General features: G+C 64.7%; 11 protein-coding genes. All 11 read right to left on the minus strand.

What is annotated here, in order from left to right:
• Window positions 1-137: 137 nt before the first annotated feature.
• A complete protein-coding gene (locus AC07VU_RS30020; RefSeq protein ID WP_053261011.1) occupies window positions 138-884 on the minus strand; it encodes an SDR family oxidoreductase in 747 nt (248 codons plus the stop codon).
• Window positions 885-1,169: 285 nt separating this feature from the next.
• Window positions 1,170-3,248 carry a putative bifunctional diguanylate cyclase/phosphodiesterase gene (locus AC07VU_RS30025; protein WP_277588927.1) on the minus strand — a complete coding sequence of 693 codons (2,079 nt, stop codon included), beginning with the start codon at window positions 3,246-3,248 and terminating at the stop codon, window positions 1,170-1,172.
• 533 nt (window positions 3,249-3,781) lie between these two features.
• Window positions 3,782-5,260 carry an efflux transporter outer membrane subunit gene (locus AC07VU_RS30030; protein ID WP_007927657.1) on the minus strand — a complete coding sequence of 493 codons (1,479 nt, stop codon included), beginning with the start codon at window positions 5,258-5,260 and terminating at the stop codon, window positions 3,782-3,784.
• Complete coding sequence (locus AC07VU_RS30035) at window positions 5,257-8,364, minus strand: efflux RND transporter permease subunit (RefSeq protein WP_150050924.1); 3,108 nt, start codon at window positions 8,362-8,364, stop codon at window positions 5,257-5,259. Before AC07VU_RS30035 ends, AC07VU_RS30030 begins: the two co-directional genes overlap by 4 nt.
• The gene (locus AC07VU_RS30040; protein WP_495030997.1) at window positions 8,361-11,465 is read right to left on the minus strand and encodes an MdtB/MuxB family multidrug efflux RND transporter permease subunit; all 3,105 of its coding nucleotides are present in this window, start codon (window positions 11,463-11,465) and stop codon (window positions 8,361-8,363) included. The genes AC07VU_RS30035 and AC07VU_RS30040 overlap by 4 nt, the downstream gene beginning before the upstream one ends.
• The gene (locus AC07VU_RS30045) at window positions 11,462-12,778 is read right to left on the minus strand and encodes an MdtA/MuxA family multidrug efflux RND transporter periplasmic adaptor subunit (RefSeq protein ID WP_277588930.1); all 1,317 of its coding nucleotides are present in this window, start codon (window positions 12,776-12,778) and stop codon (window positions 11,462-11,464) included. The genes AC07VU_RS30040 and AC07VU_RS30045 overlap by 4 nt, the downstream gene beginning before the upstream one ends.
• Before the next feature lie 175 nt (window positions 12,779-12,953).
• On the minus strand, window positions 12,954-13,454 hold the full coding sequence (tpx, locus tag AC07VU_RS30050) for a thiol peroxidase (RefSeq protein ID WP_087091112.1): 501 nt from the start codon (window positions 13,452-13,454) through the stop codon (window positions 12,954-12,956).
• An 86-nt stretch (window positions 13,455-13,540) separates the two neighbouring features.
• On the minus strand, window positions 13,541-14,044 hold the full coding sequence (locus AC07VU_RS30055; protein WP_495030998.1) for an SRPBCC family protein: 504 nt from the start codon (window positions 14,042-14,044) through the stop codon (window positions 13,541-13,543).
• Window positions 14,045-14,424: 380 nt separating this feature from the next.
• A complete protein-coding gene (locus tag AC07VU_RS30060) occupies window positions 14,425-15,096 on the minus strand; it encodes a DUF3313 domain-containing protein (RefSeq protein WP_007927665.1) in 672 nt (223 codons plus the stop codon).
• Between the two features lie 171 nt (window positions 15,097-15,267).
• A complete protein-coding gene (locus tag AC07VU_RS30065) occupies window positions 15,268-16,233 on the minus strand; it encodes a hypothetical protein (RefSeq protein ID WP_101337832.1) in 966 nt (321 codons plus the stop codon).
• A 234-nt stretch (window positions 16,234-16,467) separates the two neighbouring features.
• Complete coding sequence (locus tag AC07VU_RS30070; protein ID WP_274306710.1) at window positions 16,468-16,962, minus strand: DUF934 domain-containing protein; 495 nt, start codon at window positions 16,960-16,962, stop codon at window positions 16,468-16,470.
• Window positions 16,963-16,978 lie beyond the last annotated feature (16 nt).

The raw sequence follows: 16,978 nt of genomic DNA on the forward strand, positions 1-16,978 counted from the left end.
ACACCGATCGCGCTCCCTGTAGCCCCTGCCGAGCCCGCGAAGCTGCGACAAGGTCCGCAGGACCTTCGACGGCCTCAAGAGCACGTCCCGTTCCGGGCCGATCGCAGCCTGCGGCAGCGGCTACACGCGTGAGGCTCTCAGCGGCCGCCGCCCAGGTCGATAAAGGTCCCGGTGGAATATGAGGCCTTGTCCGACAGCAGCCAGATGATCGCCTCCGCCACTTCGTCCGGGCGGCCGCCGCGGCCCATGGGGATGGCGGATTCCAGCTTGCTGACGCGGTCGGCGTCGCCGCTCAGGGCATGGAAGTCGGTGTAGATATAGCCCGGGCGCACGCCGTTGACGCGAATACCTTCGCCGGCGACTTCCTTGGACAGGCCGATGGTGAAGGTGTCCAGCGCCCCCTTGGAGGCGGCGTAGTCGATGTACTCGCCGGGCGCGCCCAGGCGGGCGGCGACCGAGGACACATTGACGATGCTGCCGCCCTGCCCGCCATGCCTTGGCGACATGCGCAGCACCGCGTGCTTGGCGCAGAGGATCGGCCCGAGCACGTTGGTCTTGATGATCTTGAGAATGCGGAATTCGGACATTTCGTCGAGCCGCGACTTCTGCCCGACGGTCCCGGCGTTGTTCACCAGCGCGGTGACCCGCCCCAGTTCGGCGTCGACCCGCTGGTAGAGGGCGATCACTTCGTCCTCGATGCTGACATCGGCCCGCACGGCAATCGCCTGGGCGCCCAGGCCGCGCACCTGCTCCAGCACCTGGAAGGCCGCCTGTTCGTCGGCCTGGTAGTTGATGCAGATGCGATAGCCCTGTTGCGCGGCCAGCAGCGCGGTGGCCGCGCCAATACCGCGACCGCCACCGGTGATGAGGATGACTTTGTCCATGCTGCCAACTCCCTCGCTGATCTTTGAACGCCAGCAATTAAACACCCTGCGGCGAGCGTTGCAAACCTTCTCGGGGCCGTCATCCGCCCCCTGGCTGATCGCCGGTCGGCGTGTCTTTCCAGGCAGATCGCGGGCTTGGGGTTTGCGCTCGCTGCGTCGGAATGCCGCCCAGACCGGACGCAGCCTCGCAGGCTCGGCAGCGGCTACAGGAGTCGGCTAAAACGCGATCGATGTAGCCGCTGCCGAAGGCTGCGAACCTGCGAAGCAGGCAGGCGTTCGACGCGCTCAGAGCGCCAGCTGTTCGGCCTGATGGATGTTCTGCATGAAGCGTGCGGCCGGCAACGGATGGCCGAGGAAATAGCCTTGCAGCGAATCGCAGCCCAGCTGGGTCAGGAAGGTCTGCTGCACGTCGGTTTCCACGCCCTCGGCGACAATCCGCAAGCCCAGGGCCCGGCCCAGGGCGACGATGGCCGAGACGATCGCCGCGTCGTCGCTGTCGTGCTCCAGGTCGCGGACGAAACCGCGGTCGATCTTCAACTCGTTGGCCGGCAAGCGCTTGAGGTACATCAGGCTCGAATAACCGGTACCGAAGTCGTCGATGGACAGGTCCACGCCCATCTCCGCCAGTTGCTTGAGCACAGTCATGCTGGCATCGGCATCGCTCATGGCCGTGGTCTCGGTGATCTCCAGGGTCAGGCTGTTGGCCGGCAAGCAGTGCAGGCTCAGCGCCTTGGCCACGCTGTCGACCAGCCCGGCATGGCAGAACTGCAACGCGGAGATATTCACCGCGATCCGCCAGCCTTCATAACCTTCGCTGTACCACTCGCGCATCTGCCGGCAGGCCTCGTTGAGCACCCACTCGCCGATGGGGATGATCAGCCCGGTCTTTTCCGCAAGGTCGATGAACTTGTCCGGCAGCAGCAGCCCCAGTTGCGGGTGCTCCCAGCGCAACAAGGCTTCGGCGCCCACCGGCAAGCCGTTGGTGGCATCGAACTTGGGCTGGTAATAGAGCCGGAACTCGCCGTGCTCGACGGCATGGCGCAGGTCCTGCAACAGTTGCAGTTGCCGGCGCGCGTCGCTGTTCATCGAGGCGTCGAAGAAGCTGTAGCCGTTCTTGCCGGTGCCCTTGGCGTGATACATCGCCGCATCGGCGTTCATCAGCAGTTCCTGGGGCGTCAGGCCGTTGCCCGGGTACACCGCGATGCCGACGCTGGCGGAGATCTGCAACTCGTGCTCGGCGACCCGGAACGCCCGGCCGATCAGACCCACCTGGCGCGCGGCCAGGCGCAAGGCATCCTCCGCCTCGTTCAGTTGCACCAGCAGCACGAACTCGTCACCGCCGATCCGCGCCAGGGTGTCCTGGCTGCGCAGGTCTTCGCGCAAGCGCACCGCCACCTCGCGCAGCAACTGGTCGCCCATGTGATGGCCGAAGGCATCGTTGACCGGCTTGAAGCCGTCCAGGTCGATGAACATCAGCGCGAAACAACCGCCCTGCTCCGTCACCCGCTGCATCGCCTGGTCGATACGGTCGGCCAGCAGCGTGCGGTTCGGCAGGCCGGTCAGGGTGTCGTGCAGCGCCAGTTGGGTCAGCTCGCGGTTGGCCACGGTCAGCGACTCGGCGAGCACCGCGGTGCGCGCTTCCAAGCGCGCGTCGAGTACCGAGGTCAGCAAGGCAATGACCAGCACCGCCAGGGTGGTGATCAGCACCAGGTTGTCCAGGCCCTTGCCGCTCAGGCCGTCCACCGCCGCGCCACAGAAACTGCCGTCGGCGAAGCGCGCCGCGGCCATGCCGGTGTAGTGCATGCCGACAATGGCGATGCCCATCACCACCGCGGCCCCACAACGGGCCAGGCGTACATAAGGGGTATTACGGCGCAGGTGAAAGGCGATCCACAGCGCCGCGGCCGAGGCGCCGACGGCAATCAGCAGCGAGGCGCCGAACAGGCTCGGGTCGTAGTCGATGCCCGGCTGCATGCGCATCGCCGCCATGCCGGTGTAATGCATGGCGCTGATCCCGGCGCCCATGATCAGCGCGCCGAAGGCCAGCTGCCAGAGCGGCAGGCTCTGCTGGCTCACCAGCCACAGGGCGAAACCGCAGGACAGCACGGAAATCAGCAGCGACAACGCGGTGATGCCAGTGTCGTAGCCCAGGTCGATGGGCAGGCTGAAGGCGAGCATGCCGATAAAGTGCATCGACCACACCCCGATGCCCATGGCCAGGGCGCCGCCGGCCATCCACAGCAACGCCGCCCGACCACGCGTGGTGGCGATGCGACCGGTCAGGTCGAGCGCGGTGTAAGAGGCGAGAATCGCCACAAACAGGGAAATCAGAACCAGGGCGGGAGAGTAGGTACCGGTGAGCATGAACGTCTCGTGGCGTTAGCCGGAAGCGTCCATGCCCGGCGGTAAAAAGGCGCAATTGTACTGCTTGCGTATAGAAACACATTCACAAAGTAAGCAAAAAGCCATCAGTCGGACGAAAGTAGCCGGTTGATAAAACAAACCGGTTACAGCGACTCGACCGCTGGCAACGGTGACACAACGCCAGGGACGCCGCTATCGATGTAGCCGCTGGCGCAGCCTGCGATCGAGCGCATGGCGGTCGTAGGACGGACAACGTGTGAGGCCAGATGGAGCGCGGATTCGGGGTTTGCGGTCGCTGCGCGAACCGTTCGCAGCCTCGCAAGCTCGGCAGCGGCTACACGCTGTCTGTAGCCGCTGGCGTAGCCTGCGATCGAGCGCGCAGCGCTCGCAAAGCGGACAACGTGTGAAACCAGATGGAGCGCGGATTCAGGGTTTGCGGTCGCTGCGCGAACCGTTCGCAGCCTCGCAGGCTCGGCAGCGGCTACAGGCTGTCCGTAGCCTGCGAAAAACAGGCGGATCGCGGATTCTGCCTGTTACTCCTTGCTGGCCTGCAGCTGGCCGTCCCAGCCGCCGCCGAGGGCGGCGATCAGTTGCACGCTGGTGACCAGCCGGCTTTGCAGCAGGGTCAGCACGCTGCGTTCGTTGCTCAACGCCGTGGCCTGCACCACCACCACGTCCAGGTAGGCGATCACCCCGGCCTTATACTGGTTCTCGGTCAGGCGCAACGACTCGCGCGCCGAATCCAGGGCCTGCTGGCGCACCGCGGCCTCGTCTTCCAGGACCTTGAGCTGCACCAGGTAGTTCTCCACCTCGCGAAAGCCATCGAGCACGGTCTGACGGTACTTGGCCACGGTCTGGTCGTAGGCCGCCTCGGTGCGGTCGACTTCCGCCGAACGCTGGCCGCCGTCGAACAGGGTCATGGCCAGTTTCGGCCCCACCGACCAGAAGCGGTTCGGCAGGCTGATCCAGTCGGCGTAGGTACTGCTGCTGTAGCCGCCCGCCAGGCTCAGGGTCAGGTCCGGGTAATAGGCGGCCTTGGCCACGCCGATATTGGCGTTGGCGGCGATCACCGAACGCTCGGCCGAGGCGATGTCCGGGCGCCGCTCCAGCAGCTGCGACGGCAGGCTCAGCGGCACCTGGGGCAAGGCCGGGATGTCCTGGGTCTCGGCCAGGCTGAACTCGGCCGGCGGCAGGCCGATCAGCACCGCGATGGCGTTTTCCAGCTGGGCGCGCTGCCAGATCAGGTCGATCAGGTCGGCCTGGGTGGTTTTCAGCTGGGTTTGCGCCTGGGCCACCGCGTCCTTGCCGGACACCCCGGCGCGGTACTGATTCTCGGTCATGGTCAGCGAGCGCTGGTAGGCCGCCACCGTGGCTTCGAGCAGGCGCTTCTGCTGGTCCATGACCCGCAGTTGCAGGTAGTTCTGCACCAACTCCGACTGCTGGCTCAGGCGCATCGCCGCGAGGTCGGCGAAGCTGGCCTCGGCGCTGGCTTCGTTGGCTTCCAGGCCGCGGCGCAGCTTGCCCCAGACATCGGCCTCCCAGCTCACCCCGAGCTGGGTGTTGTAAGTATCGCGAATGCCGCTGGAGGAGCTGCTCAGGGCCGAACTGCTGCTGCCGGTGCCCTGGCTGGCGCGGGTTTTGCCGGCGCTCAGGTCCACCGTGGGGAACAGCGAGCCACGGGCGCTGCGCACCAGGGCCTGGGCCTGGCGGTACTGGGCCTCGGACTGCGCCACGCTCTGGTTGGCGCTGTTGAGCTTGTCGATCAGGCCGTTGAGCTGGCGGTCGCCGTACAGCTCCCACCAGGCGCCGCGGGCCAGGGAATCGCTGGGGCTGGCCTGGCGCCAGCCCGCCGCTTCCTTGTATTGCGCGGGCTCGGCGACTTGCGGGCGCTGATAGTCCGGGCCAATGGCGCAGGCGCTGAGCAGCGCCAGGCTCAAGCTCAGGCTCAACAGCCGCGAACCGCGGGCCAGGGCCAGGCGCTGAGGAAGGTTGCGGGGCGAGCAGTCAGTCATAGCGGCGTTTCCAGAGCGGCATCGGTACGGACCCCACGCCAGTGGTTGAACTTATGGCGCAGGCGATCGAGATAGAGGTAGACCACCGGGGTGGTGTAGAGGGTCAGGACCTGGCTGAAGACCAGGCCGCCGATAATGGTCAGGCCCAGGGGCTGGCGCATTTCCGCGCCTTCGGCGCTACCGAGCAGCAACGGCAAGGCGCCGAGGATCGCCGCCAGGGTGGTCATCAGGATCGGCCGCAGGCGCAGCAGGCAGGCGCTGCGGATCGACTCCAGCGGGCCCAGGCCCTGGTGACGCTCCAGCTGCAACGCCAGGTCAATCATGAGGATGGCGTTTTTCTTCACCACGCCGATCAGCAGGAACAAGCCCAGCAGCGAGATCAGGCTGAACTCGCCGCCCAGCACGTAGATCGACAGCAAGGCGCCGACCCCGGCCGACGGCAGCGTGGAGAGAATGGTCAGCGGGTGAATGTAGCTTTCATAGAGCACGCCCAGCACCAGGTACACCGCCAGCAGCGCGCCGAGGATCATGAACGGCTGGCTCTTCTGGGTCGCGGCGAAGGCGTCGGCGGTGCCGGCCATCTTGACGATCACGTCTTCGGGCATGCCGACCTTGGCGATCGCCCGTTCGATGGCCGCCGTGCCCTGCTCCACCGTCACCCCTTCGGCCATGTCGAAGGAAATGCTTTCCGAGGCGAACTGGCCTTCGTGGCTGACCCGGTCGTCTTCCAGGCTGTTTTCATAGTGGGCGATGGTCGACAGCGGCACCCGCGCGCCATCGGCGGTGATCACTTGCACCTGGTTGAGGGTGACCGGGTCCTGGGCGTATTTCGGGTTGACCTCCATCACCACCTGATACTGGTTGAGGCTGTCGTAGATGGTGGAAATCTGCCGCTGGCTGTAGGCGTTGTTGAGCACCGCGGTGACCATGTTCATGTCGATCCCCAGGCGCTTGGCCTGGTCGCGGTCGACCACCAGGGTCACCTGCTGGGCGCCCCGCCCTTCGCGGGCGTCGATCGCCGTCAGCTCCGGCAAGGCACGCAGCGCGGTGACCACTTTCGGGTACCACTCACGCAACGACCCCAGGTCGCCGCTCTGGATGATGTAGGAATACTGCGAGGTGGTCTGCTCGCGGCCGCCGCCGAACTGCAGGTCCTGGTCGGCCATCAGCATCAGCTGGGCGCCGGGCACCTTGGGCATTTCCTTGCGCAGGCGCTCGATGACCTTCTGCGCGGAAATGTTGCGTTCCTTGATCGGCTTGAGGCGCACCAGCATAAAGGCGTTGTTGGTGCCGTTATTGCCACCGATGAAACCGGCCACGCTCTCCACCGCCGGGTCCTTGAGCACTTCGCGGCGGAAGATCTCCATCTTCGGCTGCATCACGGTGAACGACAGGCCGTCGTCGCCACGCACGAAACCGATCAACTGGCCGGTGTCCTGCTGCGGCATGAAAGTCTTGGGCACTACCACGTACAGCGCGATGTTGACGCCGATGGTCACGAACAGGCTGAGCAGGGTCAGGCGCTTGTGGCGCAGCACCCAGTCCAGGCTGCTGGCGTATCTGGCCACCATCCAGTCGTTGGCGTGCTGGCTCCAGCGCTGCAGGCCGTTCTCCCGGCCCGGCACATGGGGCTTGAGCCAGCGGGCGCAGAGCATCGGGGTCAGGGTCAGGGACACCACCAGGGACACGACGATGGCCGCCGCCAGGGTGATGGAAAATTCGCGGAACAGGCTTTGAATGATCCCGCCCATGAACAGGATCGACAGGAACACCGCCACCAGCGAGACGTTCATCGACAACAGGGTGAAGCCGACTTCCTTGGCTCCCAGGTAGGCCGCCTTGATCGGTGCGATGCCTTCGTCGATGTGCCGGGAAATGTTCTCCAGCACCACGATGGCGTCGTCCACCACCAGCCCGGTGGCGAGAATCAGCGCCATCAGCGACAGGTTGTTCAGGGAAAAACCGTACAGGTACATCACCGCGAAGGTGCCCACCAGCGACACCGGCACCGCCAGGGTCGGGATCAGCGAGGCGCGCAGATTGCCGAGGAACAGGTAGACGACCAGTATCACCAGGGCCACGGCGATCAGCAGGGTCATCTCGGCCTCATGCAGGGTGGCCTTGATCACCGGCGAACGATCCATCGCCAGGTTGAGCTTGACGCTGGCCGGCAGCACCGCCTGCAACGCCGGCAGTTGCGCCTTGATCTCGTTGACCGTCTCGATGATGTTGGCCCCGGCCTGGCGGTTGATCACCAGCAGCACCGCCGCATCGTCGTTGAAGAAGCCGCTGTTGTAGCGGTCCTCGACGCCGTCGCTGACCTTGGCCACGTCTTTCAGGCGCAGGGCCGCGCCGTCCTTGTAGTGGATGATCAGCGGCTCGTAATCCTTGGCCTTCTCCAGCTGGTCGTTGGCCTGCACCTGCCACATCTGCTCGCTGTTCTCCACCGAGCCCTTGGGCCGGCGCACGTTGGCTTCGGCGATGGTCTTGCGCACATCGTCGAGGGCCACGCCGTACTGGTTGAGCAACTGCGGCTCCAGCTCGATGCGCACCGCCGGCAGCGAACTGCCGCCGATCTGCACCTCGCCCACCCCGGACACCTGGGACAGGCTCTGGGACAGGATGGTCGAGGCCAAGTCGTAGAGCTGGCCCTTTTCCAGCACATCGGAGGTCAGCGACAGCACCATGATCGGCGCCTGGGACGGGTTGACCTTCTTGTAGGTAGGCATGCTGCGCATGCCGCTGGGCAGCAGGTTGCGCGAAGCGTTGATCGCCGCCTGCACTTCCCGCGCCGCGCCGTTGATGTCGCGGTCCAGGTCGAATTGCAGGATGACCCGGGTCGAACCCTGGCTGGAGCGGCTGCTCATGGTGTTGACCCCGGCGATCGCACCGAAGGAACGCTCCAGGGGCGTGGCCACGGTGGACGCCATCACCTCGGGGCTGGCCCCCGGCAGGCTGGCCTGGACCACGATCACCGGGAAGTCCATCTGCGGCAGCGGCGACACCGGCAGCAGGCCGAAGCTGACACCGCCCAGAAGCATGATCGCCAGGCTCAGCAACATGGTGGCCACCGGCCGGCGGATAAAGGGTCCGGACAGGTTCATGGCTGCTCTACCGGCTCCGCGGGCTCAGGCGCCGAACGCCAGCGCCGGCCCAGGCGGTCGAAGTACAGGTAGATCACCGGCGTGGTGAACAGGGTCAGGATCTGGCTCAGCAACAGACCACCGACCATCACCAGGCCCAGGGGCTGGCGCAGTTCGGCACCGGAACCGGTAGCGAGCATCAGCGGCACGGCGCCGAACAGCGCGGCCAGGGTGGTCATCAGGATCGGCCGGAAACGCAGGAGCGCCGCCTGGTAGATCGCCTGCTCAGGGGTCATGCCCTGGTTGCGTTCGGCGTCGAGGGCGAAGTCGATCATCATGATCGCATTCTTCTTGACGATGCCGATCAGCAGGATGATGCCGATGATCGCGATCATGCCCAGGTCGTTGCCGCTGAGGATCAGCGCCAGCAAGGCGCCCACCGCCGCCGACGGCAGCGTGGAGAGGATGGTGATCGGGTGGATGTAGCTCTCGTAGAGCACCCCGAGCACGATGTACATGGTCACCACCGCCGCCAGGATCAGCAGCAAGGTGCTCGACAGCGAGGCCTGGAACGCCTGGGCCGCGCCCTGGAACTGGGTCTGCACGCCCACCGGCATGCCGATGTCCTGCTGCACCTGTTCGATGACGTTCACCGCCTCGCCCAGGGCCACGCCGGGCGCCAGGTTGAACGACATCATCACCGCCGGGAACTGGCCGATATGGGCGATGGCCAGTTGCGCCTGGCGCTCCTCGACCCGGGCCAGGCTCGACAGCCGCACCTGGCCGCCGTCGGTGGTCTTCACATGGATCTGTTCCAGCGCCTGCGGGCCGATGGTTTCCCCGGCCTGGGCCTGCAACACCACGCGGTACTGGCTGGCCTGGGTGTAGATGGTGGAAATCTGCCGCTGGCCGAAGGCGTCGTACAGCGCGTCGGTGATGTTCGACACCGAGACGCCGATGCGCGACGCGGCGTCGCGGTCGATCACCAGATACACCTGCAAACCCTTGTCCTGCAGGTCGCTGGCGACGTCGGTCAGCTCCGGCCTGTGGGTCAGGGCATCCACCAGGCGCCCGCTCCACAGGGCCAGCAGGTCGGCATCCGGCGACGACAGGCTGAACTGGTACTGGGTACGGCTGACCCGGTCCTCGATGGTCAGGTCCTGCACCGGCTGCATGAACAGGCGGATGCCCACCAACTGGTCGACCTGGGGCTGGATGCGCGCGATCACCTCGGCGGCGCTGAGGTCGCGTTCGCGGTGCGGCTTGAGGTTGATCAGCAGCCGGCCGCTGTTGAGGGTGGCGTTGTCGCCGTCGACCCCGATATAGGACGACAGGCTTTGCACCGCCGGGTCGGCCAGGATGATTTTCGCCAGGTCCTGCTGACGCTGGCTCATGGCGGCGAAGGACACCGACTGCGGCGCTTCGGAAATGCCCTGGATCACCCCGGTGTCCTGCACCGGGAAGAAGCCCTTGGGCACCACCATATACAGGAACACGGTCAGTGCCAGGGTGCCGACGGCCACCAGCAGGGTCAGCGGCTGATGCTTGAGCACCCACTGCAAGCGGCGTCCGTAGCTGGCGATCAGCCAGTCGATCCAGGCGCCGCTGGCCCGGTAGAACCGGCCCTGCTCTTGCTCCTTGGGCTCACGCTTGAGCAGGCGCGCGCACATCATCGGCGTCAGGGTCAGGGACACCACCAGGGAAATCAGGATCGCCACCGCCAGGGTGATGGCGAATTCGCGGAATAGCCGCCCGACCACGTCAGCCATGAACAGCAGCGGGATCAATACGGCGATCAGCGACAGGGTCAGCGACACCAGGGTGAAGCCGATCTGCCTGGCGCCCTTGAGCGCGGCCTGCATCGGGCTGTCGCCCTCCTCGATGAAGCGCGAGATGTTCTCCAGCATCACGATCGCATCGTCGACCACGAAGCCGGTGGCGATGGTCAGGGCCATCAGGGTCAGGTTGTTGACCGAGAAGCCCGCCAGGTACATCACGCCGAAGGTGCCGATCAGCGACAGTGGCACGGCGATCGACGGGATCACCGTGGCGCTGGCCCGGCGCAGGAACAGGAAGGTCACCATCACCACCAGGGCGATGGCGATCAGCAATTCGTGCTGCACGTCGGTGACCGAGGCGCGGATGGTCTGGGTGCGGTCGGTGAGCACGGTGACGTCAAGGCCCGCCGGCAGGTTGTCGGTGATGCTCGGCAGCAGCGCCTTGATCCGGTCCACCACCTCGATCACGTTGGCCCCGGGCTGGCGCTGGATATTCAGCAGCACCGCCTGGTTCTCATTGGCCCAGGCCGCCAGGCGTTCGTTCTCGGCGCCGCCGGCGATCTGCGCGACGTCTTTCAGGCGCAGCGGCGCGCCATTCTTGTAGGCCAGGATCAGCTCGGCGTAATCCTTGGGCGAGGTCAGCTGGTCGTTGGCGTCGAGCATCGACACCCGGGTCGGGCCGTCGAAGTTGCCCTTGGGCTGGTTGACGTTGGAGGCGCCGATCAGGGTGCGCACGTCCGACAGGTTGAGGCCGTTGGCCGCCAGGGCCTCGGGGTTGACCTTGATCCGCACCGCCTGGCGCTGGCCGCCGGCGATGCTGACCATGCCGACGCCGCTGATCTGCGCGATCTTCTGCGCCATGCGGGTGTCGACCAGGTCGTTGAGCTTGGGCAGCAGCATGGTCTTGGAGGTGATGGCCAGGGTCAGCACCGGGGTGTCCGCCGGGTTGACCTTGTTGTACACCGGCGGCGCCGGCAGATCGCTGGGCAGCAGGTTGGTCGCGGCGTTGATCGCCGCCTGCACCTGCTGCTCGGCGACATCCATATTGATGTCGAGGTTGAAGCGCAGGGTCAGCACCGAGGCGCCGCCGGAGCTGGTGGAGGCCATCTGGGTCAGGCCGGGCATCTGCCCGAACTGACGCTCCAGGGGCGCGGTGACCGCGCTGGTCATCACGTCGGGGCTGGCGCCGGGGTACAGGGTCATCACCCGGATGGTCGGATAATCGACCTGGGGCAACGCCGAAACCGGCAACAGGCGATAGGCGATCAGGCCGGCCAGGACAATGGCCAGCATGCTCAGGGTGGTGGCTACCGGACGGAGGATGAACAGCCGCGAGATATTCATGCGCCGACCTTGCCCGCCGGCGTCTCGGTGGCCGGCGTGGTCGCCGAGCTGGCCGGTTGGCCCTGCAGGTGCTGGGTCGGGGTGGCCGGCACTTCTTCGGGGGTGTTGACCACTTCCACTTCACTGCCGTCCTTGAGGCGATCGGTGCCTTCCAGCACCACGCGGTCGCCGGCTTCCAGGCCGGCCTTGATCACGGTGGAATCGCCGTTGCTGTCGCCGACTTGCAACTGGCGGATCTTGACCTTGTTGGCGCCGTCCAGGGCATAGACGAAGGTGCCGTTGGTGCCGAACTGGATCGCCGCCGACGGCGCCAGCACCACGTTTTTCAGGGTGTCGGCAAGCACACGCACGTTGACGAACTGATTGGGGAACAGCGCCTGGTCGCGGTTCTCGTAGCGCGCCTTGAACTTCAGGGTGCCGGTGGTGGTGTCGATCTGGTTATCGAGGCTTTGCAGCACGCCGCTGGCCTGCAGCGCCTGGTCGCCGCGGTCCCAGGCTTCCACCGGCAGCCTGGCGCCGCTGCGATAACGCTCCAACACCCTGCTCAGGTTATTCTCCGGCAGGGTGAAGGCCACGCTGATCGGCTGGGTCTGGGTGATGATCGCCAGCGCGGTAGTGTCGTTGGCCGCCACCAGGTTGCCGACGTCCAGCTGGCGCAGGCCGACGCGGCCGGTGATCGGCGCGCGGATCTTGGTGAATTCGAGGTTGAGCTTGGCGTCGTTGACCGCCGCCTGGTTGGTCTTGACCGTACCCTGGTACTGGCCGACCAGCGCCGCGGCGGTGTCCAGGGTCTGCTTGGCGATACTGTCCTGGGCATACAGGCCGCGATAACGCTCGTAGTCGACCTGGGCGTTCTTCAGTTGCGCCTGGTTCTGCAACAGCGTGCCTTCGGCCTGGAGCAAGGCGTTCTGGTATGGCCGCGGGTCGATTTCCGCCAGCAGGTCGCCGGCCTTGACCATCTGCCCTTCCTCGAAGGCCACCTTGACCAACTCACCGGCCACCCGGCTGCGCACATTGATGGTGTTCAGCGCGGTGACGGTGCCCAGCGCCTTGTAATACAGCGCGAAGTCCCCACGCGTGGCCGGCGCCACCCGCACCGGGATCGGCCCGCTCGCGCCGCCAAACCCCGGCCGCATGGACCCGCTGCGACCGGTGTGTCCGGCCGCAACCTTTTGCCCGGTGGCATCCTTTGGGGTGGTCGAGGCCGGCCAGAACTTCCAGCACAGGCCGACGATGGCCAACAGGACAAGCAGGCCGAGCAGCCAGCGACGGGAGTTGCGGGAAACGGAGGATTGCATGGAGTGATCAACCATTGGGCGCGAGGGGATCTTTTTCAGAAGGCTGAAAGATAAGCACTGGCCGGTGTTTAGCAAAGCGCCTTTACCGGCAATTTACCTTGGGCTTACGTTTGCAAGTGTCTGCTAAGCCACTGAAGCACAAATAAAAACGGCCTGGACAGGGCCAGGCCGTGAATAATTGTAAAACCTGTTACTTCAGAACGGCCAAGGCCGCGTCGTAGTTCGGTTCTTCAGCGATTTCCTTGACCAGCTCGCTGTGCAGCACGGTGTCGTTCTCGTCCAGTACCACCACCGCGCGGGCAGTCAGGCCGGCCAGCGGGCCGTCGGCAATGGCCACGCCGTAGTTCTCGATGAACTCGCGGCCACGCAGGGTCGACAGGTTCTGCACGTTTTCCAGGCCTTCGGCGCCGCAGAAACGGGCCTGGGCGAACGGCAGGTCAGCCGAGATGCACAGCACCACGGTGTTGTTCAGGCCGCTGGCCTGGGCGTTGAACTTGCGCACGGAAGTGGCGCAGGTCGGGGTGTCGACGCTCGGGAAGATGTTCAGCACTTTGCGCTTGCCGGCAAAGCTGCTCAGGGTGATGTCGGCCAGACCGGCGCCCACCAGGGAGAACGCGGGCGCCTTGGCGCCGGTTTGTGGCAGTTGGCCGTTGACTTGAACCGGGTTGCCTTTAAGGGTGACTTGAGCCATGAACGGAGTCCTTTTAAACGATGGTCATTGAACAGCTGTAAAGAAAATCGAGAGGCCGGAAGTTAAACATGAAATGGCCCGGCCACCTATGCCCGGGATACAAATTGTAGAACAAGCCCCGAGAGCGGAGCGCAACTCTGGAGGCCGTTGAAATACCGGCGGAACGCGAAAACACTGTAGCCGCTGCCGCAGGCTGCGATAAGGCCGCAGGCCTTCGGCGATATCGATATCCCACGCCCGCGTTGCGGTCGATCGCAGCCTGCGGCAGCGGCTACAAGGGCCTGCTTCAACCCAGCAAGCGCAACATGACGGAAGGCACGCAGCGGCCCCTGGAGCCTCTGGTCGACGAAATGGCGATCGCTGACTTTACGTATAACCACCGCCCATGTCGCCGGTATGACACTCCACATCCAGTGGTGAAAGCTGAACTGGCGCCCGGCGCTGATCCGCAGGTCATTGATATCCATGCCCCGCAAGGGACTGGTGCGCTCGGGAAAGATCTTCGGGAAGTTGGCGCCTTCAAGACAGAAATCCAGCACCTGGGCCGGGCTGCGACCGGCAATGAAAGTCGTGCGTTCGAGCACAGGCATGCTGGAAAATCCTCTTGAAAGCCTCAAAAAAATCTCATTCAAGACATCATAAATACTTTCTATCTATATGTTTTAATTGAATTTATTTAACTTAATAAATCACTTTAACTTAACCACTCTAAAAGAATGGAAATAATCACAATTCACATGAACCAGAAGGCGCAGCCTGAAACTCTGCTGCCACTCGATTCTGGAGCAGGCCGCCCTGCCGCGGATGTGAAAACCTGTCACGGACGATGCCGTCAGCAGGCCTTGCGCCCTCGCCTCGCCAGCGAAACCTGTGTTCTTGATTGACTGCCGGAACTGCTCAGTGAAGGGGTCAGGTATTCGCCCTGACCCCCGACGCAGTGGGCAAAAAAGCTCGGGGAGAAACCCCGGCCCTACTGTTTTTTCAGTTTCTGGAAGGACTGATGCAGGTCGGAGGCCCAGCCGTCGATGACGTTTTTCACGTCCGCAGGCTGCATGACCTGGGTGTCGTTCTGCAGCGGCTTACCGCTGCCTTTGCGTACCACCTGGGCGATCACCTTGTTGTTGCCGCCGTCGATGAACTGCGCCTCGGTACCCAGGGTGGTTTCCTGGTCGCGGATGCCGCTGGCCGTGCTCACCGCCGCCGCCACCAGGGCGATGGGAATGATTTCGTAAGGCTTCAGGCCTTCGGTCTTGCTGCTCACGGCCGTGATCGCCGCGCGCACCACAATCACCCCCGGCCCCGGCGCGGTGGCTAGCGGCAAGTCCTTGCCGATCTCGCGCTTGAGCGCCTCGTCGTAATAGCGGTTGATGCCGTACAAGGTGTTCTGCGGGATCTTCACCGTCGGCTGCGGCTTGGGGTAGAACTGGGTGGGCTCGATATAGACGCTGCGGTACTGCTTCAGGTCCAGCTTGGGATCGACCCAGCGCATCACCTCGACGCCGGACGGCGACTTGGCTTCCTTGAGCTGGCTGTAGTCGCCGAGAAAACCGGAGTACTCGTCGGGTTGGGTGACGTTGCTGGAACAGCCCACCAACCCTAGGGAGGCCAGGCACAGCGTGCTCATCATTGATGCGAGCTTCATAGGGTAACTCCTGTCAGAAATCCGGAAGCGCTACTGGTTTGAGGAAGTGTAGGTATAGCCAATAGCGGGCATATCAGCACAGCAAAAGCGGATTAATCGCCAAAGCAGGCCAGAGAATTCTTAGCAGATCGGAAAGATACAGGTGCAGCGTCAACGCTGCACCTCTCCCCATTACCAGGTGGTTCCGCGCCTTGCCGCCGCCTCGCGCAAGGCATTGATGCGCATGGCCTTGAGCAGGGAAAAGGTCCCGGCCAGGATGATCACGGCGCCAAATACGAAGTCGATGCCGTACAACTGGTAGTCCTGCAACGGCCCGACCAGGAACACCCGCACCGCCGCCACGCCCAGCAAGGTAGCAAGAAAGTCGATGGTCGGCTCGTCGCGATACAGCACCATCAACAGCGGCAGGCACAGCACCAGCAACAACAGCAGCACGATGATCTTGAACGAGCCTTTGCGCTCGATGCTGAAGGCGCACTCGCTGGCGCCATAGGCGGGATAGTCGCCGGGCCGGACCAGGCTGTTCTGCTCGGCGATGTAGTCCGCCGGGTTGTACAGGCGGGTCGGGGTAAAGGTATTGGACAGGTTCAGCTGCGTGGTGATGCGCTTGAACGGCAGGTCGACCTGCTCGTTGCCCTTGAGGATGTACAGCACTGGCTTGTAGCCGTAACGGTAGACCTCGAAGGGAAACCGGCTGGACTCGCCGTTGACCCGGATCGGCCGGCTCTCCAGGTCAGCGTAGGCATTCTTGTGCGGCGAACTGAAGTTGCGGTTCAAGGGCTTGACCTTGACCTCTTCAAAGAACAACGGCGGCATGCTGTAGGTGGACTGCAAGGGTTCCAGGCGCAGTTTCAGCGGGTAGCGGCCCAGCTCGTAGCGGTTGTAGGTGCGCTCCGAAACGTTGACCTCCCCCGAGACCTTGAACTCGCCCTGGGTGCTGTTGGTGACCCTGAGCAGCAGGTAGTCGCGCTTGAAGGAATGCGCCGAATCCGCGGCGGGGCCGCACCAGCCGTAGCTGTCGAGAGGGTCGCCGAGGCGCCCGCTGCGGGCATCCTGGTACACATAGAAATAGCCGACCCACAGGGTCAGGAGCAGCAACAACGAAAACAACCCGAGTATCTTTTTAGCAACGCTCACAGCCGCGACTCTCTTCCATGGATGGCCCATGCCAGGCACGCCGGCGACTGATCGCCGGACGCCGATCCCTGGCTCCGTCATAAGAGGTGCGACTCTACCAAAGCGCCATCATCGACCCAAGGACAAATGCCCCTGGCGACCAGACAATGGCCGTTGCCTGCCCTGTTCCCGGGCGACTGAGCATCGATCGAAGCGCCGGCCCGGGCAGGCGCTGCTCTTCAGCGGCGGCGGACCTCAGCGGCGCCGGAACAGCGGCCGCGGCTCGATCGCCGAGCGCCCGTAGAGCACGCTCATGCCCGCCAGCCCCTTGAGGGCGTCGTCGGCGCATTTGTCTTCGCGGATGGCAAAGCTGTCAAAACCGCATTGGCGCATATGGCTGAGCTGGTCGCGCAGCACATCGCCCACCGCCCGCAATTCGCCCATCCAGCCCAGCCGGGTGCGCAGCAGGTAGGCCTGGCTGTAGGCACGGCCGTCACGGAAGCTGGGAAAGTCCAGGGCGATCAGCGGGATCAGCTTGAGCCAGGGCCGCAGGCTTTCCACCTCGTCGTCCGGGCCGAGCCAGACCCCGTCCCGCGCCGGCTCGTGCTCGATACGGCGGATCAGCCAGCGGGCCAGCGGCAGAATCAACGGGCCCTGGGGCAGCGGGCCGTCCACCTCGCGCACCAGGCTCCAGGGATCGTCCTCGACCCGCCCGGCCTGGCCATCTTGCAGACACAGCAGATTATTCATGGTTTTAGTCTCTCGC

The organism is Pseudomonas sp. GW821-FHT02B10 (genome assembly GCF_059421865.1).